This window comes from Citrobacter sp. RHB36-C18 (assembly GCF_013814485.1).
Lineage (GTDB): Bacteria > Pseudomonadota > Gammaproteobacteria > Enterobacterales > Enterobacteriaceae > Citrobacter > Citrobacter braakii.
Genome location: NZ_CP057125.1, coordinates 1,595,909 through 1,613,827, shown reverse-complemented (window position 1 = coordinate 1,613,827; position 17,919 = coordinate 1,595,909). Strand labels below are relative to the sequence as shown.

Genomic DNA, 17,919 nt, shown 5'->3' with positions numbered 1-17,919 from the left:
GAACAACAGTTTATGGTAACTCATCGTCAACGCTACCGTGAGAAAGTCTCCCAGATGGTTAGCTGGGGGCACTGGTTTGCCTTGTTCAACATTCTGTTGGCCATGGTGCTCGGTAGCCGTTACCTGTTTGTCGCCGACTGGCCGACAACCCTTGCAGGTCGTGTTTATTCCTACCTGAGCGTTGTCGGGCATTTTAGCTTTCTGGTGTTCGCCACCTATCTGCTGATCCTGTTTCCCCTGACGTTTATCGTCATGTCCCAGAGGCTGATGCGATTCTTATCAGCTATTCTGGCGACGGCTGGCATGACGCTGTTGCTAATCGACAGCGAAGTTTTCACCCGCTTCCACCTGCATCTCAATCCAATCGTCTGGGAACTGGTCATCAACCCAGACCAGAATGAAGCGGCGCGTGACTGGCAGCTGATGTTTATCAGCGTACCGGTTATTCTGTTAATTGAAATGCTGTTTGCGACCTGGAGCTGGCAAAAGCTGCGCAGCCTGACGCGTCGTCGCCATTTTGCCAAACCGTTAGCAGCATTCTTCTTCGTTTCCTTTATCGCCTCGCACGTGGTGTATATCTGGGCGGATGCCAATTTTTATCGCCCGATTACCATGCAGCGTGCGAATCTGCCGCTCTCCTACCCGATGACGGCACGTAAATTCCTGGAAAAACATGGCCTGCTGGATGCGCAAGAGTATCAGCGACGCCTGATCGAACAGGGCAATCCAGAAGCGGTTTCCGTGCAGTACCCGCTCAGCGAACTGCGCTATCGCGATATGGGCACCGGTCAGAACGTGCTGCTGATTACCGTCGACGGTCTGAACTACTCACGCTTTGAAAAACAGATGCCTGCGCTGGCTGAATTTGCCGGGCAGAATATCTCGTTTACGCGTCACATGAGCTCAGGCAACACCACGGATAACGGCATCTTTGGCCTGTTCTATGGCGTTTCGCCAAGCTACATGGACGGCATTTTGTCGACCCGTACGCCTGCGGCGCTGATTACTGCACTGAACCAGCAGGGTTACCAGTTAGGGCTATTCTCCTCGGATGGCTTTACCAGCCCGCTGTATCGCCAGGCGCTGCTGTCAGACTTCTCCATGCCAAGCGTACAAACGCAATCTGACGAACAAACCGCAAGCCAGTGGATTAACTGGCTGGGACGCTACGCGCAGGAAGATAACCGCTGGTTCTCGTGGGTCTCCTTTAACGGGACGAACCTTGATAACAGCAACCAGAAGAACTTTGCCAAACGCTATGCCAGCGCCGCTCAGGATGTGGATGCCAATATTAACCGTATTCTTAGTGCCCTGCGCGACTCCGGTAAACTGAACAACACGGTGGTGATTATTACCGCAGGTCGGGGCGTGCCGCTGACTCAGGAAGAGAACAATTTTGCCTGGTCACGTGGTCATCTGCAGGTTCCGCTGGTTATTCACTGGCCGGGAACACCTGCCCAACGCATCAATAGCCTGACCGATCATACAGACCTGATGACAACGCTCATGCAGCGCCTGCTGCACGTCAGCACGCCTGCTAACGAATACTCGCAGGGGCAGGATCTGTTCAATGCAAACCGCCGCCATTACTGGGTTACCGCCGCCGACGGCAGCACGATGGCCGTTACCACACCAGAGATGACGCTGGTGCTGAACAACAACGGTAATTATCAGACCTATGATTTACGCGGCGAAAAAATAAAAGATCAGAAACCGCAGCTAAGCCTGCTGCTACAGGTTCTGACGGATGAGAAACGATTTATTGCTAACTGATTAATTATAAATCACTTAGCGATGCTTCCCCTTGCATTCGCAGCGGAAAGCAGTAGTATTAGCAGCCATAGCGTCGGCACGTAGCGCAGCCTGGTAGCGCACCGTCATGGGGTGTCGGGGGTCGGAGGTTCAAATCCTCTCGTGCCGACCAAAAATCCCAGAAAAACCAACCTTCATGGTTGGTTTTTTTATGCCCGCGATTCCACGTTCCTTATTATTACCCCGGCCTTTAGCACAGGTTTTACTACTTACCCATGCACAAATTGGGGTAAAATTTACCCTCTCATCAGCGCGATGAAACTAGACGAGTGATGCGCTGAAAACAATAATGATACTAATAAAAACTCAGGAGAATAGTATGCCTGAAGCAACGCCTTTTCGGGTGCTGATTGTCGACGACCACCCACTAATGCGGCGAGGAATTAGTCAATTATTGCAACTGGATCCCGCATTTAACGTAGTCGCGGAAGCAGGTGACGGTGCCAGCGCTATCGATCTGGCTAACCGTCTGGACCTGGATGTGATCCTGCTGGATCTCAATATGAAAGGCATGAGCGGACTGGACACCCTGAATGCGCTGCGCCGGGATGGCGTCACCGCGCAAATTATTATTCTTACCGTCTCGGATGCCGCCAGCGATGTGTACGCCTTAATTGATGCCGGCGCGGATGGTTATTTACTCAAAGACAGCGATCCTGAAGTCTTGCTGGAGGCCATTCGCAGCGGCGCCAAAGGCGGTAAAGCTTTTAGCACACGCGTAAGCGAATATCTGCGCGAACGCGATCTGTTTGGCGCACAAGAAGATCCCTTCAGCATTCTCACCGAACGTGAACTGGATGTATTGCATGAACTGGCTCAGGGGCTGTCGAACAAACAGATTGCATCAGTGCTGAATATTTCCGAACAGACTGTGAAAGTGCATATTCGCAACCTGCTGCGCAAACTCAATGTGCGCTCTCGCGTTGCTGCCACTATCCTGTTTTTACAAACGCGTGGAATGCAGTAATCCCTGAAGAGGCCGGATAGCCCCGATATGCGAAGCGCTATCGGGGCTATTCTGGATACTTATTTCTCCTGCGTCGTTAGCTGCTCCATTGCCTGCTTAATGCTTCGTTCTATTACCGCCCGACGGGTATCGTTGGCAGGTAATAGTTTCAGCATCATCTCCCACGCCGCAACCGCCTCGCCGAAGCGCTGCTGTTCAAAGGCGTTGAAAGCGTACATGCTGAGAACCCGCACGTTGGCATGTTCGCCACGCACCAGTTGGCGTAACAGCTCCCCTCCCCGACGGTTATCATCAGGATCGGAAGAACGGGTCAGCGCTTCCGCATAGCCCAGCGCCGCATCGCTATTTTTAGGATCCAGTCGATAGGCATTGGCATAGGCTTCAGTGGCCGTACTGGCGTTACCGAGTACCATGCCAATGCGTCCAAGCATGATCCAGCCTTCAACATTTGCGGGATCGGCTTGTAAACGCGTGCGCAGCCCCAGCGCCAGACGCGCCATATCTTCTTCATTGAGCGGTTCCGCTTTCGGATCCAACGCCCGCTCCAGCAACGCCGGAGCCTGAGCAGTGGCCTGCTGCCAGACCTGAACCTGCTTATAGCTGCCGGTTTGGTAATAGCTTACTGCGCCAACCACCAGCGCCACCACGATACCAGGCACAAACAACCCGAATCCACCGCGCTTGCCATTCGGAATAACATCGTCAGGAAACGCTTCCTGTTTCACCCGAACGCGTCGGCGAGTACGGGCGAAAATAATCCAGCCCCCCAGACCAATCGCTACCACCGGCATCACCCACAGCAGCACGGTGAGCGGCGTTAACGGCGGATCGTACGTGACGAAGTTGCCGTAGCGCGCCACCATGTAATCGACAATTTCTTTCTGGCTTTTTCCTTCCTGCATTAGTTCGTACACTTTCTGACGCAGGTCGGTGGCAATCATCGAGTTAGAATCGGCAATGCTGTTGTTCTGGCATTTAGGACAACGCAGTTGTTCAGTAAGCTGGCGAAACTGCTGCTCCTGCGCTTCGTCCTTAAACTGCATCACGTCGATAGTCGCAAGCGCGGATCCCGAGATAACCAGCATTAGCAGGCCCAGTAAAAATCTCATTGCGCAGCCTCCTTACTGTACTTGTCCCATAACGGTTTGATCTCGCTCTCCCACACCCGGGCGTTCAGATCGCCGGCATGGCGATAGCGAATAATGCCTTTGCCGTCGATCAGGAACGTCTCCGGAGCACCGTACACGCCAAGATCCAGACCGAGCATACCGTCGCCGTCAAACAGACTTAATGAGTAAGGATTACCCAGCTCTTTGAGCCAGACAATGGCTTTCTGACGATCATCTTTATAGTTCAGACCCACTACCCGCACGCCTTGCGCAGACAGCTGATTCAGATACTGATGCTCGGCGCGACAGGTTGGGCACCAGGTCGCCCAGACGTTCAGCAATACCGGTTTGCCCTGCGTCAGCACATCGGCCTGATAGTGCTGACCCGGATTTTCCAGTGACTCCAGGCGGAATGTCGGAACAGGTTTGCCGATCAGCGCCGATTCCAGATTAGTGGGATCGTCCCCCTGAGCGTTACGCGCGAGCTGCCACAACAGCGCCGCCGCAATGATGAGAAAAATAATAAACGGAATTAACAGTGCGTTGCGCTTCATACAGCCTCCGACGCATTTTTTTGCACCGCGGCGCGAGGACGCGTCCGCTGGCGATAGCGTGGATCAAACAGGCAGAACAACCCGCCCAGCGCCATCAGCAATCCTCCGGCCCAAATCCAGCGAATAAACGGTTTGTAGTACAGGCGTACAGCCCATGCGCCATTATCCAGTTCTTCACCCAGCGCAGCGTACAGATCGCGCGTGAATCCACCGTCAATTGCCGCTTCGGTCATCATCGAACTGGTGCTGTTATAGAAGCGTTTTTCCGCATGCAGCGTGGCTTCCGGCTTACCGTCTCGGGTAACGCCAATAATGGCAACGCCGCCCCGGTAGTTTGGCCCGGTAATATCTTTCACTTCGCGGAAAGTGAACTGATAGTTATGGATACTAACGCTATCACCCGCTTTCATGCGCACATCGCGTTCAACGCTGTAGTTCTGGCTAAAGGCAATACCAACAATGGTAATTGCCAGCCCGACGTGACCCGATACCATGCCCCAATAGCTTGGCGTTAGCTTTGTCCCACGGGAAATACGCAGGAACGCTTCGGACATCGCCAGTACGAATATCCAGCACGCCATCGCCAGCCCCACCACTGTCATGGCGGCAATGCGATCCTCTAGCAGCCACGGCAGCAGCAGTGACAGAACAAGGGTGGTGACAAACGCGATAAGCAATAACGTTTTCAGTTTACGCGGTCGGTCACGGCCCCAGCGCACTAATGGCCCAATCCCCAACAACAGTGCGAACGGCGCCATCAGCCAGGTGAACATGGTGTTGAAAAACGGCTCGCCAATCGAAATGCTGCCCAGTCCCAGCTGTTTGTGCACCAGCGGCAGCAGCGTGCCCAGTAGCACCACCAGCATGGCGGCAATCAGCAGGACGTTATTCCCCAGCAGCAGCGATTCACGCGACCACAGCGCGTTGTTTACCCGTGAGCGAACCTTGTGACCGCGCACCGCAAACAGCAGCAGGGAGCCGCCAATTACCAGCACCATAAAGGCCAGAATAAACATCCCGCGCGACGGATCGGAGGCGAAAGCATGCACCGACACCAGTACGCCGGAGCGCACCAGGAAAGTACCTAACAGACAAAGTGAGAATGCGCAGATTGACAGCAACAGCGTCCAGGCTTTAAAGCTGGCGCGCTGTTCGGTTACCGACAACGAGTGCATCAGCGCCGTTCCCACCAGCCATGGCATAAACGAGGCGTTTTCAACCGGATCCCAGAACCACCAGCCGCCCCAGCCCAGCTCGTAATAGGCCCAGGCCGAACCGAGCACAATGCCCAGCGTCAGAAACACCCACGCCGCCAGCGTCCACGGACGCGAAAAACGGGCGAATGTGCTGTCCAGTCGTCCACTCATCAGCGCAGCAATCGCAAACGCAAAAGCGACCGAGAAGCCGACATACCCCATGTACAGCAGCGGCGGATGGAAAATCAGCCCCGGATCCTGCAACAGCGGGTTCAGGTCACGTCCTTCAATCGGGAAGTTCGGCAACGTGCGGGCAAACGGGTTGGAGGTAAACAGAATAAATAGCAGGAAACCGACGCTGACCATTCCCATGACCGCCAGCACGCGGGCGACGATATCCAGCGGCATGCGCTGGCTGAACGCCGCAACAGCGAACGTCCAGCCGCTCATCAGCAGCACCCACAGCAGCAACGAGCCTTCATGCGCCCCCCACGTCGCCGCCACCCGATACCAGACCGGAAGCTGGGTGTTGGAGTTGCTGGCGACGTAGGTCACGGTAAAGTCATTAACCACGAAGGCGTTGACCAGAATCAGGAACGCCCCCATCACACAGATAAACAGTACCCAGGCAAAGGGACGCGCGGAGGCCATCATCCGCACGTCGCCGCGCGCTACGCCCCACAGCGGATAGACCGACAGCAGTAATGCAACGCCAAGCGCAAGGCACAACAGCGCATTGCCAATTTCAGGCATCATGACGTTTTATCCTTATAAACACTTTCCGGGCGACGGTGGTTTTCCTGCATCGCTTTTTCGACTTCCGGCGGGGTGTAATTTTCATCATGTTTAGCAAGCACTTCTTTGGCCTGCACATGATTTCCCCCGTCCAGTTCGCCCTGAACGACGACGCCCTGCCCTTCGCGGAACAGATCCGGCAGAATGCCTTCATAGGTGACATCCACCACACCTTCGGCGTCATAGATGCTGAAATTCACCTTCAGCGACTGCGGATCGCGCTTTACGCTGCCAGGCATAACCATACCGCCCACGCGCAGGCGCTGGCCGACTTCAGGCATTTGCTGCGTTTCGCGCTTACCGTAGAGTATCTCTCCCGGCGTATAGAACAGATCGATATTGGAACGCAGCGCGTAGAGCACCAGCGAAATGGTCAAAGCCAGACCTGCCAGGACCGCGCAGGCTATCCATAACCGATTTTTACGTCGAATATTCACGCCGCCTCCCGTTGCACTTGCGCCGCGCGCATGCGCGCTTCTCTCGCCCGCTGCTGCGCGACACCGCGTAAGATTGCACGATGCTGTAACGCAGAATGCAGCACCAGCGCCACCAGCGGGACAATGCTCATCGCCACAGCCAGCCAGACATACAAGGCGTAACCGCCCATCGCGAAAAAATCACTCCATGATGCAAATGCAGGGGTCATTGGCGGCCTCTTTTTAAGATCAGTTCGCTCACCCACGGGCGGCGTTTTTCCATCATCAAAATCAGGTTACGCATGCGCATCAGCGCCAGCGTGACAAACAGTAACAGGTAGCCGACGATCGCCAGACGCAGCGGCGCGCGCATTGCCGGATCGATACTCTGCTGCATACGAGTCGACCCCTGATGCAGCGTATTCCACCACTCGACCGAGTAGTGAATAATCGGCAAGTTGACCACGCCAATCAGCACCAGAATGCCGGCAGCGCGACCAGCCAGACGGCGGTCGTCAAAGGCATGCCACAGCGCAATGGCGCCAACGTAGAGAAACAGCAGCACCAGTTCAGAGGTGAGTCGGGCATCCCAGACCCACCAGGTGCCCCACATCGGTTTGCCCCATGCAGAGCCCGTCACCAGCGCAATAAAGGTAAACACGGCACCAATGGGCGCCATCGCGGCCAGCGCCAGATTGGCCATTTTCATCTGCCAGACCAGGCCAATAAACGCGGCAACGGCCATCGATGCATAAATACCCATCGACCAGATTGCTGCCGGAACGTGCAGATAAATAATGCGATAGCTCTGCCCCTGCTGATAATCCGCAGGCGCGAAGCCAAAGCCCCAGATCAATCCGGTTATCAGTACCACCGCGCTGGCAATCGCCAGCCACGGGATAAACCAGCCGCAGATCTGATAGAGCCGAGGAGGCATCGCCAATTGATGAAGTGTTTTCCACATAGTTCAGTCACCAGACTCCGTAAATTAATATCCATTGTGCCGGAGCACCTTGCCCGGCCTGCATATCTCAACTGCGCTACTGCACGCTGATCCGTAACGCCGCAGCTGTGGCAAACGGGCTTAGCGTGGCGCTGCCGACCAGCAACGCGCCCAGAATCGCCATGTACCCTTCAACCGGTAAGTGCATGGAAGCCGCATCCATCGCCGCGGTCGCAAAAATCAGTAAGGGTATGGTGAGCGGAAGTACCAGCACGCTTAACAGCACGCCGCCGCGCTTTAAGCCCACCGTCAACCCCACGCCCGGCGCGCCGAGGAAGCCCAGCGTCGGCGTCCCGAGTAACAAGGTCAGCGCCATAATTTTCCAGCCGTACATATCCATGCCCAGCAGCAACGCCACCAGCGGCGAGAGGATCAGCAGCGGCAGGCCGGTCACGACCCAGTGCGCCATCACTTTCGCCAGCACCACTGCCGGCAGCGGCAGCGGCAGCAGCATCAGTTGCTCAAGGCTGCCGTCCTGCAGATCATCACGAAACAGGCGCTCCAGCGCCAGCAACGACGCCAGCAGCGCCGCAACCCAGATGATGCCCGGCGCAATACGCGCCAGCAGTTGCGGCTCCGGCCCAATGCTCAGCGGGAACAGCGTAATAACAATCAGGAAGAACCATAAAGGATTGGCGATTTCCGCACTATGACGAAACGCAACTCGTAGTTCTAAACGGAAGATTCGCCACATCATTGCGTTGCCCTCTCGCTGGTCAGCGCAATACGTCGCACTTTATCGGTCTCTACATTGAGCGGTTGGTGGGTGGTGAGAATAACAATACCGCCCTGCTCCGTATGCTGCGCCATACGCTGAGTCAGTCGCTCAACGCCGTTCACATCAATGGCGGTAAAGGGTTCGTCGAGGATCCACAGCCGGGCGCGGGTCAGCCACAAACGGGCCAGCGCCACGCGCCGCTGTTGTCCGGCGGAGAGTTGATTCACCGGGATATCTTCATATCCGGCAAGCCCCGCCTGCGCCAGCGCAGCCAGACACTGTGCGACGTCGCCGTCATGGTGGAAGAAACGCAGGTTTTCCAACGCCGAAAGCCGGGTTTTTATCCCCGGCTGATGTCCGATCCACAGCAGTTGTTGATGGTAGCTGTCCCGCACGTGATGCAGCGGTTGCTCTTGCCAGCAAACCTCCCCTGCGTCGGGACGCGCCAGCCCGGTAAGTAACCGCAGCAAAGTGGTTTTCCCTGCGCCGTTGCTGCCGGTAATTTGTACCCATTCCCCTGCGTTGACGCGAAATGACAAATCGCTGAACAGTATTCTGTCATCCCGCTCGCAAAGTAATTCTCTGGCTTCAAGCATACCTGGTTATCTACATCCTGTTAAAATCCCGGTTTGACTTCGCGCATATCAGGCAGTTTGTGCGCTATCCCTTTATGACAGTCAATACAGGTTTGCCCGTCTTTCACGGCCTGGTCGTGCATTTTGGCCGCAACGCCTTTCTGGGCGGTTAAATCCATAAACTCGAAGTTGTGACAGTTTCGACACTCTTGCGAATTGTTATCTTTCATACGCCGCCACTCATTTTGCGCCATCGTTAAACGATGGTCTTCAAATTTCTGCGGTGTATCTATCAGCCCCAGTGCTTTCGCGTACAGCTCTTTACTGGCCTTGATCTTACGAATCATTTTCGGACCCCACTCATGTGGGACGTGGCAATCAGGGCAAGTCGCTCGCACACCACTACGGTTGTTGTAGTGTACGGTTTCCATGTATTCCTGGTACACCGTATTGCGCATTTCGTGACAGCTAATGCAGAACTCTTCTGTATTGGCCTTTTCCATACCGGTATTAAAGCCGCCCCAGAAAATAATGCCGCCCACAAAGCCGATTAACAACAGCGTGCCGAGCGCCAGACGGCTGGGGCGACGCCACCATTGCCAGACGCGCTTAATCCAGCCTGGTTTACGGTTAGAATTTTCCATAATGACCTCTTATTTCCCGTAACCTTTCGAGGGGGTGAAGGTATTTTCAACAATCGGCGCGGCGTCAGCCTGCGGCACGTGACATTGCAGGCAGAAATAACGACGCGGCGCGACTTCAGCCAATACCTTACCGTCGCTGTCCATAAAGTGCGTCGGACTGATACGTGGCGCACCGGTGGTGCGATAGCTTTCCACACCGTGACATTGCAGACAGCGGTTAGTGTTAGTCGTCACCTGATACCCTTCAACGCTGTGCGGAACCATCGGCGGCTGATTCACATAGTTCAGCGGCATACGCACTTGCTCTTTCGGCATGCGAATCGCCCCTTCTTGTGTCCCTGAGACTTCCGGTGACTGGCTCAGATCCACTCCGTTTGCAGCCCAAACGGCCCCACTGACTACCAGGGCCAGCGCAGCCGTCCATTGACTCAGCGCTTTAATCAGGTCATGGCTTTTCATGATTTCGCTCCCGAACTCCATCGTGTTGTTATTGTAAAAACATCCTCAGAACAGACATCCACACAGCGACCGCAGGCCATGCAATCGCGGCTGGTTACCTGCACCGGACTTTGCTCATCCAGCACCGGCGCACGTAGCACATGCGGTTCCGGGCAAACATGAAAACAATCCATACAGCGGTTACATCTGTTACGTTCTTTTGCCGAAACGGTTAATGCTCCTTTACTCCCCACCACGCTATACAGCGCACCCAGTGGGCAAAGATGCCCGCACCAGCCATGCTCAACGACCAGTAGATCAAATAAAAACAGCGCGAGGATCAGCAGCGCCCCGCTGCCAAATCCCATGACCAGGCTCCGTCCGAGCAGAGAGACTGGGTTTATCCACTCCCACAGCAGCGTACCGGTCACGGCGGAACCGACCAGGATAACCACCAGCAGGACGTACCGTATATGGCGCGGCAGGGTTGCAGACTGATTCAGGTCAAACCTTCTGCGCAACCAACTGGCTAAATCGGTGACAGGGTTCATGGGACAAACCCAACTGCAAAACAGTCGCTTACCCGCCAGGGCATACAGCACCGTGATGATGACCGCCCCCGTTAACGCAACCGTCGCCGGTAGGTGCCCGCTGGCCAGGCTTTGCAGGGTAATCAACGGATCGGTGAACGGGATGGAGTCCAGCAACAGGCTGCTACTGTAATTGCCATGCAGGATCCAGACGCCAAGCCACGGGCCGCTAAGGAACATCGCCAGTATCAGAAACTGGCTCAGACGACGCAGCACCAGCCAGCGATGACTCTTCCACCATCCTTTTTTTACCTGCGCTTCACGCCCGGCGTCACGTTTACGATTTGCCATTGTTCCCCTCCAGCCAACCGAAGCGGTAATGGTGTCCTAACTCCCCTTTCGCCAGCGACAGGGGCAGCACTTTTATTGCTGGCTGCTCCAGGACGCACACTTTTTCGCATTTCCCGCAGCCGGTACAGGCATCGCTGTGCACGGTTGGAATAAACCGCGCATGCTTGCCGGTACGCATGTTGCGGTCCAGCTCCAGGGTGATAGCCTCATCGATTTTCGGGCATTCGCGATAGCAAACGTCGCAGCGTAATCCCTGATAGTTGAGGCAGTTTTCGTGATCCAGCAGTACCGCCAGCCCCATGCGTGAATCGTCAATAGATTCAATGTCCCTGTCCAACGCACCGCTGGGGCAAACTTTGGCGCACGGAATGTCTTCACACATTTCGCAGGGAATATCACGCGCGACAAAATACGGCGTACCAGCAGCCAGCCCTGAGGCCAGCGTCGCCAGCTTCAGCGTGTCATACGGGCAGGCCTGAACGCACTGACCACAGCGCACGCAGGCACTGGCGAATGCCTCCTCGCTCAGTGCGCCTGGCGGGCGTAGCCGCACGCCGGTTGCACGTGCGGTTTGCTGTTGCAACCCCAGCGCCACGCCAACGACGGCCAGTCCGCCCGCTGCGCGAACCATATCGCGCAGAAAGCGGCGGCGGCCATTTTGGGGTTTTGCTGACCGGGACATAACGCGTTACACCTTCGCCAGTTTCACAGCGCACTTCTTGAAATCCGTCTCTTTGGAGAGCGGATCCGTCGCATCCAGCGTCAGGTTGTTCACCAGCTGTGCGGCGTCGAAGAACGGCATGTAGACCAGCCCCTGCGGTGGACGGTTACGCCCACGCGTTTCAACTATCGAGATAACTTCACCACGACGGGAAACCACTTTGACTTTGTCGCCACGGCGCAGATCGCGTGCTTTTGCATCCAGCGGATGGATAAACAGCACAGCTTCCGGGAAAGCACGGTGCAGCTCAGGTACGCGACGCGTCATGCTGCCGGTATGCCAGTGCTCCAGCACACGTCCGGTAGACAGCCACAGGTCGTACTCTTTATCCGGCGCTTCTGCGGCAGGTTCAAATGGCAGCGCGAAGATGACCGCTTTGCCGTCCGGCTTACCGTAGAACTTGTAGCTTTCACCCGCTTTCACGTAAGGGTCGTTGCCTTCGCTGTAGCGCCACTGGGTCTCTTTGCCCTCAACGACCGGCCAGCGTAAACCGCGCGCTTTGTGGTAATCGTCAAATGGCGCAAGGTCATGCCCGTGACCGCGACCAAACCAGGCGTACTCTTCGAACAGTCCTTTTTGCAGATAGAAGCCCAGCTCGCGGGATTCATCGTTCAACTGATCTTCAGCCAGTTCAGCCACCGGGAATTTCGTCACTGCAGGCGTGGCAAACAGTACGTCATACAGCGTTTTTCCGCGCAGTTCCGGTTTCTGTGCCAACAGCGCTTCCGGCCACACTTCTTCTGTTTTGAAGCGACGAGAGAACTGCACCAGTTGCCACAGATCCGATTTCGATTCACCCGGCGCTTTAATCTGCTGACGCCAGAACTGTGTACGGCGTTCCGCGTTACCGTAAGCACCTTCTTTCTCTACCCACATCGCGGTCGGCAGGATCAGGTCGGCCGACAGAGCGCTGACCGTCGGGTACGGATCGGAGACGATGATGAAGTTGCGCGGATCGCGCCAGCCCGGCATACGCTCTTCGTTGATGTTCGGACCGGCCTGCATGTTGTTGGTACACATCGCCCAGTAGACATTGAGCTTGCCATCTTTCAGCGCACGGTCTTGCGCCACGGCATGCAGACCGATTTTTGCCGGAATGGTCCCCGCCGGAATATTCCAGTGCTTCTCGCAGATATCGCGGTGTTTTTCGTTCGTAACCACCATGTCCGCAGGCAGACGGTGGGAGAACGTACCGACTTCACGCGCGGTACCGCAGGCGGAAGGCTGACCGGTCAAAGAGAACGGACCACAGCCTGGCTGGGAGATTTTACCGGTCAACAGGTGCAGGTTATAGACCAGGTTGTTGGCCCACACGCCGCGGGTATGCTGGTTGAAGCCCATCGTCCAGTAGGAGATGACTTTTTTCTTCGGATCGGCATACAGCTGCGCCAGCTGTTCCAGCTGATCTTTCGGTACGCCGGTCATTTCGGCGGTTTTATCCAGCGTGTACTCGGCAACAAAGGCTTTGTAAGCCTCAAAGCTCATCGGCTCAGAGGCATCGGATCCCGGGTTTTTCGCCGCTTTTTCCAGCGGATGGGTTGGACGCAGACCGTAGCCGATGTCCGTCACGCCTTTACGCAGATTAACGTGCTTGCTAAAGAAATCCTGGTTGATCGCATTGTTTTGAATGATGTAGTTAGCGATGTAGTTGAGGATCACCAGATCGGTTTGCGGCGTGAAGACCATGCCGTTATCCGCCAGCTCAAAGCTGCGGTGCTGGAAGGTGGAGAGCACCGCGACATTAACATTGGGATCGGACAGACGACGGTTGGTGATGCGCGACCACAGGATCGGGTGCATCTCCGCCATATTCGCGCCCCACAGGACGAAAGCATCTGCATGCTCGATATCGTCATAGCAGCCCATCGGTTCATCCATACCGAAGGTACGCATAAAGCCGACTACCGCTGACGCCATGCAGTGACGCGCGTTCGGGTCGATGTTATTCGAACGGAAACCCGCCTTAAACAATTTGGCAGCGGCATAACCTTCCCAAATCGTCCACTGACCCGAGCCGAACATACCGATAGACTCCGGGCCTTTCTCTTTCAGGGACGTTTTGAATTTCTCTTCCATCACGTCAAAGGCCTGGTCCCAGCTAATCGGGGTGAACTCGCCTTCTTTGTGATACTTACCGTCCTTCATGCGCAGCATCGGCTGCGTTAAACGGTCTTTTCCGTACATGATTTTCGGCAGGAAGTAACCTTTGATGCAGTTAAGCCCACGGTTAACCGGCGCATCCGGATCGCCCTGGCATGCCACAACACGCCCTTGCTGCGTCCCGACCAATACGCCACAGCCCGTCCCGCAAAAACGGCACGGGGCTTTGTCCCATTTGATGGCTTCTTGCTGACCGACTACCGCACGGGCTACGCCCGGCACGCTTAACCCGGCAGCCGCCGCAGCGGCCGCAACGGCGTTAGCTTTCATAAAGCTACGACGACTGAGTTTCATGGTGTTTCCTCACCTTGCTCATCCTGCTGGTGATAAACCAGCGACACCGCCAGCACGCCCGCAACGTTGCGCACTGACTCAATAGTTTTCATTAACGTTTCGCTGTGCTCAGCTTCCACCACCACGATCAGTTGACCGCTTTCCACATCGCTGAGTGCAACTTCGCAACCTGGGAATGAACGCAACTGCGTGGCGATATCATTGATATGCTGACTTTTGGCCTGAACGACCAGGCTGCAGACCTGCCAGTTATTGTCCATGGTTGTACTCCGCGTTAATGGCTGATACCGGGCAGATAGCGACACATGCGCCACATCCGTTACAGTCCTGATTGTCGAGCTGCGGCTGATAAATGCCGGACAGCGTGGGACGAAAGGTTATGGCCATGGGTTCACAGCTATCCTGACAGCGATGACATTCAACGGACTGATGTGCGAGACAGTTTTCCCCAATCGTAAAATTCAGATCCCATGCCCTGGTGTGGCGCGGAAGAAAAAGGGATTCAGAACAGGCCTCTGCGCAGGCATAGCAAAAGCTACACTCGCCGTGTTTGAAATTTACGCTCGGATAACCGCCCTGGCCTCGCTGCAGGATGTCGGTTTCACACGCCTGGATGCAGGCGTCACAACGAAGGCAATGGGCCAGAAAGTGAGAGTCTTCCTTGCTCCAGGGCGGACGGATCCCTGAGTTGGCATTTCGCCAACTGCCTGTCAACATGCCTCGACGGGATAAATCAACCATGACATTGTCCTTCCATAATGACGCCCTTCCCTGGCGGGTTGAACGACATAAAAAACTGCACTATTTATGAGTAGTTATTTTTAGTCGTAAGATATTTCAGGATGTGTTAGAGGTGCATACCCCAATCGGGGTAAATGCTGTTGCCGGATCAAAGGAGTGTTGAGTTGGCGGGAAAAAATGCGCTTTTGCTCACATTTCAATGAGTTATATAACACTGTATATAACGAACCACTCAAAAAGAGAATGATTTTATAATTAAGATTATTCTTAGAATATATCGCTAGTCTGAAAGCAGACTTCTACCAAATACACTTAAAATATAAGTAAATCCAGATTAATCGATTATGTAAATATGTTAACCTGCCCCAGACTCGTTCATAAGACAGAAGAAAGGAAACACTGTGAACAATAAGATGAAAACAATTGTCCCTGCCGTACTTTTCGCCGCCTTTGCCAGCGCCTCTGCATGGGCTGCCAGTAACGATGCCGGCGCTCAGCCGCTGGAAAAAGTCGCCCCTTATCCTAAGGCGGAAAAGGGTATGAAGCGCCAGGTTATCCAGCTTACTCCAGAGAAAGATGAATCTACTCTGAAAGTAGAACTGCTAATCGGACAAACGCTGGAAGTTGACTGCAACCAACACCGCCTGGGCGGAGAACTGGACAGCAAAACGCTGGAAGGTTGGGGATATGACTACTATGTCTTCGACAAAGTGACGTCTCCGGTTTCAACCATGATGGCCTGCCCGGACGGTAAGAAAGAGAAGAAATTTATTACCGCGTATCTGGGTGATGACGGCATGCTGCGCTACAACAGCAAGTTACCGATTGTGGTCTACACGCCGGAGAACGTGGAAGTGAAATACCGTATCTGGAAAGCGGAAGAGAAGATTCAGGACGCAGTCGCGCGATAAGTAAGAATGTGCCGGAGGGCGGCGTACCGCCTTATCCGGCATTTTATTTACAGTGCGATATCCGCTACAGCTTTCTGCTCAGGCTGCGGTTGCGCCTGAGGTTTCAGCTGAGGTTTCGGCGCTTCATCAGCAGCCTGCGGCTTGTCATATTTCAGCCCCAGAACATCACTGGTGTATTGCAGCTCTTGTTCCGTAGCCTCAACGTTACCGTTCAGCTTGGTACCATAAGACGGAATAATGGTTTTCAGTTTCGCCTGCCACTCAGGGCTGGCCACTTTATCTTTAAACACTTTTTCCATCAGATGCAGCATTATCGGCGCCGCGGTTGATGCCCCCGGAGAAGCGCCCAGCAGCGCGGCAATGGTGCCCTCTTTATCGCTGACGACTTCGGTACCCAGACGCAGCACACCGCCCTTCTCCGCATCACTTTTAATGATCTGCACACGCTGGCCCGCCTGCCATAAACGCCAGTCTTCTTTTTTCGCCTGCGGATAGTACTCTTGCAGCGCGGCAAAACGGTCGTCATCGCTGAGCATCACCTGGCTTACCAGATATTTCACCAGATCGAAGTTATCCAGACCCACGTTGACCATCGGCATAAAGTTCGAGGTGGTGGTCGAGCTGAGCAGATCCCACAATGAACCGTTTTTCAGGAACTTGGTGGAGAATGTCGCGAATGGCCCAAACAGCACGACGCGCTTGCCATCAAGGATACGGGTATCGATGTGCGGCACGGACATCGGCGGCGCGCCAACGGAGGCCTGGCCGTACACTTTCGCCAGGTGGCGATTCACCACGTCCGGATTATCCGCAACCAGGAACTGCCCGCCAACCGGGAATCCGGCATAACCTTTCGCTTCCGGAATGTCGGTTTCCTGCAACAGCTTCAGCGCAGCGCCACCGGCACCGATAAAGACAAACTTCGCCTTAATATCATGTTCCGCTTCGTTATTTTTCAGATCGGCGACCGTGACGGTCCAGCTATTGTCGGCATTGCGTTTAAAGCCACGCACTTCGGTACTCAGCTGCAGCGCAAAGTTGGGCTTTTTCTGCAACGAGGCAATCAGCTGGCGCGTGATTTCGCCGTAGTTTACGTCAGTACCAATCTCGGTACGCGTTGCCGCGACTTTCTGCTTCGGATCGCGGCCTTCCATGACCAGCGGCGCCCACTCTTTAATCTGCGCGTGATCTTCGGAATAACGCATGCCACGGAATAACGTGCTCTGCTGCAGTGCGGTGTAACGGGCACGCAGGAAGTTCACGTTCTCGTCACCCCAGACAAAACTCATGTGCGGAACGGTGGTGATAAATGAGCGTGGTTCATGCATTACGCCATTATTGACCTGATAGGCCCAAAACTGGCGGGAGATCTGGAAGGCTTCGTTGATTTCGACTGCCTTTTCAATGCTGATGCTACCGTCGGCCTTTTTAGGCGTGTAGTTCAGCTCCATCAGTGCGGAGTGGCCTGTTCCGGCGTTATTCCAGCCGTTTGAGCTTTCCTGCGCTACACCATCCAGTCGCTCAACCATGGTCATTGACCATTGCGGTTCCAGCTCCTGTAAATAGGTTCCCAGCGTGGCGCTCATGATGCCGCCGCCAATCAACAGTACATCCGTTTCCTGCTCTTCCGCCGCTTTCGCTTTTGCCGCCATCGAGACAACATTCAGCCCAACGGCCATGGTGAAGAGCATGGCAGTCACTTTTTTCATAATGTTAATGCCTTACTTTTAGTATCGCTTTTTTGCTTTTAATGCAGGTGAAAATCGAGCGGTATCAACGTTAACACTTAAGTAAAAATATTTAAATATTGTTTATAAATTATATTTAATTTTTAAAAATGTTATTAATACGTTGATAGTTTATACGGTTATTGACAATCATTTCTGGAAACCGGTCCGTCAGACAGGTACTATGCTGCGCTTTGCTATTCACCGCACGGATGCCTGTCGGTCTGCTTTACCGGGCCATTTTTGACCTAAGAGTA

Annotated in this window: 19 protein-coding genes and 1 tRNA gene; 4 read left to right on the top strand and 16 right to left on the bottom strand. The window is 54.7% G+C overall.

The window, feature by feature from the left end:
- Positions 1–12: 12 nt before the first annotated feature.
- The 3 genes from yejM (at position 13) to narP (ending at position 2,779) form a co-directional block, all read left to right on the top strand.
- Positions 13–1,773 (top strand): LPS biosynthesis-modulating metalloenzyme YejM, encoded by a 1,761-nt coding sequence (yejM, locus tag HVZ52_RS07570; protein ID WP_016153760.1) that lies wholly within the window; start codon positions 13–15, stop codon positions 1,771–1,773.
- A 74-nt stretch (positions 1,774–1,847) separates the two neighbouring features.
- Positions 1,848–1,924 (top strand) — tRNA-Pro (locus HVZ52_RS07565).
- Between the two features lie 207 nt (positions 1,925–2,131).
- Complete coding sequence (gene narP, locus HVZ52_RS07560) at positions 2,132–2,779, top strand: nitrate/nitrite response regulator protein NarP (RefSeq protein WP_016153764.1); 648 nt, start codon at positions 2,132–2,134, stop codon at positions 2,777–2,779.
- Between the two features lie 59 nt (positions 2,780–2,838).
- Here narP and HVZ52_RS07555 read toward each other — a convergent pair whose 3' ends face one another.
- The 15 genes from HVZ52_RS07555 to napF form a co-directional block, all read right to left on the bottom strand.
- On the bottom strand, positions 2,839–3,888 hold the full coding sequence (locus HVZ52_RS07555; RefSeq protein WP_181599068.1) for a cytochrome c-type biogenesis protein CcmH: 1,050 nt from the start codon (positions 3,886–3,888) through the stop codon (positions 2,839–2,841).
- Positions 3,885–4,442 (bottom strand): thiol:disulfide interchange protein DsbE, encoded by a 558-nt coding sequence (gene dsbE / locus HVZ52_RS07550; protein ID WP_003834613.1) that lies wholly within the window; start codon positions 4,440–4,442, stop codon positions 3,885–3,887. The genes HVZ52_RS07555 and dsbE overlap by 4 nt, the downstream gene beginning before the upstream one ends.
- On the bottom strand, positions 4,439–6,394 hold the full coding sequence (locus HVZ52_RS07545; RefSeq protein WP_016153766.1) for a heme lyase CcmF/NrfE family subunit: 1,956 nt from the start codon (positions 6,392–6,394) through the stop codon (positions 4,439–4,441). Before HVZ52_RS07545 ends, dsbE begins: the two co-directional genes overlap by 4 nt.
- The gene (ccmE, locus tag HVZ52_RS07540) at positions 6,391–6,870 is read right to left on the bottom strand and encodes a cytochrome c maturation protein CcmE (RefSeq protein ID WP_016153767.1); all 480 of its coding nucleotides are present in this window, start codon (positions 6,868–6,870) and stop codon (positions 6,391–6,393) included. The genes HVZ52_RS07545 and ccmE overlap by 4 nt, the downstream gene beginning before the upstream one ends.
- On the bottom strand, positions 6,867–7,079 hold the full coding sequence (gene ccmD, locus HVZ52_RS07535) for a heme exporter protein CcmD (protein WP_016153768.1): 213 nt from the start codon (positions 7,077–7,079) through the stop codon (positions 6,867–6,869). The genes ccmE and ccmD overlap by 4 nt, the downstream gene beginning before the upstream one ends.
- Positions 7,076–7,813: a heme ABC transporter permease gene (locus HVZ52_RS07530; RefSeq protein WP_016153769.1), complete on the bottom strand. Its 738-nt coding sequence runs from the start codon at positions 7,811–7,813 to the stop codon at positions 7,076–7,078. The genes ccmD and HVZ52_RS07530 overlap by 4 nt, the downstream gene beginning before the upstream one ends.
- Positions 7,814–7,889: 76 nt before the next feature.
- On the bottom strand, positions 7,890–8,549 hold the full coding sequence (ccmB, locus tag HVZ52_RS07525; protein WP_003027542.1) for a heme exporter protein CcmB: 660 nt from the start codon (positions 8,547–8,549) through the stop codon (positions 7,890–7,892).
- Positions 8,546–9,166, bottom strand: coding sequence for a cytochrome c biogenesis heme-transporting ATPase CcmA (gene ccmA / locus HVZ52_RS07520; protein ID WP_016153771.1), 621 nt, complete (start codon positions 9,164–9,166; stop codon positions 8,546–8,548). The genes ccmB and ccmA overlap by 4 nt, the downstream gene beginning before the upstream one ends.
- Positions 9,167–9,186: 20 nt before the next feature.
- Positions 9,187–9,789: a cytochrome c-type protein NapC gene (napC, locus tag HVZ52_RS07515; RefSeq protein WP_003027548.1), complete on the bottom strand. Its 603-nt coding sequence runs from the start codon at positions 9,787–9,789 to the stop codon at positions 9,187–9,189.
- Between the two features lie 9 nt (positions 9,790–9,798).
- On the bottom strand, positions 9,799–10,248 hold the full coding sequence (gene napB / locus HVZ52_RS07510; RefSeq protein WP_016153772.1) for a nitrate reductase cytochrome c-type subunit: 450 nt from the start codon (positions 10,246–10,248) through the stop codon (positions 9,799–9,801).
- Complete coding sequence (gene napH, locus HVZ52_RS07505) at positions 10,245–11,108, bottom strand: quinol dehydrogenase ferredoxin subunit NapH (protein WP_049041119.1); 864 nt, start codon at positions 11,106–11,108, stop codon at positions 10,245–10,247. Before napH ends, napB begins: the two co-directional genes overlap by 4 nt.
- Positions 11,095–11,790: a ferredoxin-type protein NapG gene (gene napG, locus HVZ52_RS07500; RefSeq protein WP_016153774.1), complete on the bottom strand. Its 696-nt coding sequence runs from the start codon at positions 11,788–11,790 to the stop codon at positions 11,095–11,097. The genes napH and napG overlap by 14 nt, the downstream gene beginning before the upstream one ends.
- 6 nt (positions 11,791–11,796) lie before the next feature.
- On the bottom strand, positions 11,797–14,283 hold the full coding sequence (gene napA, locus HVZ52_RS07495) for a nitrate reductase catalytic subunit NapA (protein ID WP_016157007.1): 2,487 nt from the start codon (positions 14,281–14,283) through the stop codon (positions 11,797–11,799).
- Positions 14,280–14,543: a chaperone NapD gene (gene napD, locus HVZ52_RS07490; protein ID WP_016153776.1), complete on the bottom strand. Its 264-nt coding sequence runs from the start codon at positions 14,541–14,543 to the stop codon at positions 14,280–14,282. Before napD ends, napA begins: the two co-directional genes overlap by 4 nt.
- The gene (gene napF, locus HVZ52_RS07485; protein WP_016157008.1) at positions 14,533–15,024 is read right to left on the bottom strand and encodes a ferredoxin-type protein NapF; all 492 of its coding nucleotides are present in this window, start codon (positions 15,022–15,024) and stop codon (positions 14,533–14,535) included. Before napF ends, napD begins: the two co-directional genes overlap by 11 nt.
- 413 nt (positions 15,025–15,437) lie before the next feature.
- On the opposite strand from napF, the gene eco reads away from it, so the two are divergent.
- The gene (eco, locus tag HVZ52_RS07480) at positions 15,438–15,935 is read left to right on the top strand and encodes a serine protease inhibitor ecotin (protein WP_029139607.1); all 498 of its coding nucleotides are present in this window, start codon (positions 15,438–15,440) and stop codon (positions 15,933–15,935) included.
- 47 nt (positions 15,936–15,982) lie between these two features.
- On the opposite strand, the gene mqo is transcribed toward eco, so the two are convergent.
- On the bottom strand, positions 15,983–17,644 hold the full coding sequence (gene mqo / locus HVZ52_RS07475; RefSeq protein ID WP_016153779.1) for a malate dehydrogenase (quinone): 1,662 nt from the start codon (positions 17,642–17,644) through the stop codon (positions 15,983–15,985).
- Between the last annotated feature and the right edge of the window lie 275 nt (positions 17,645–17,919).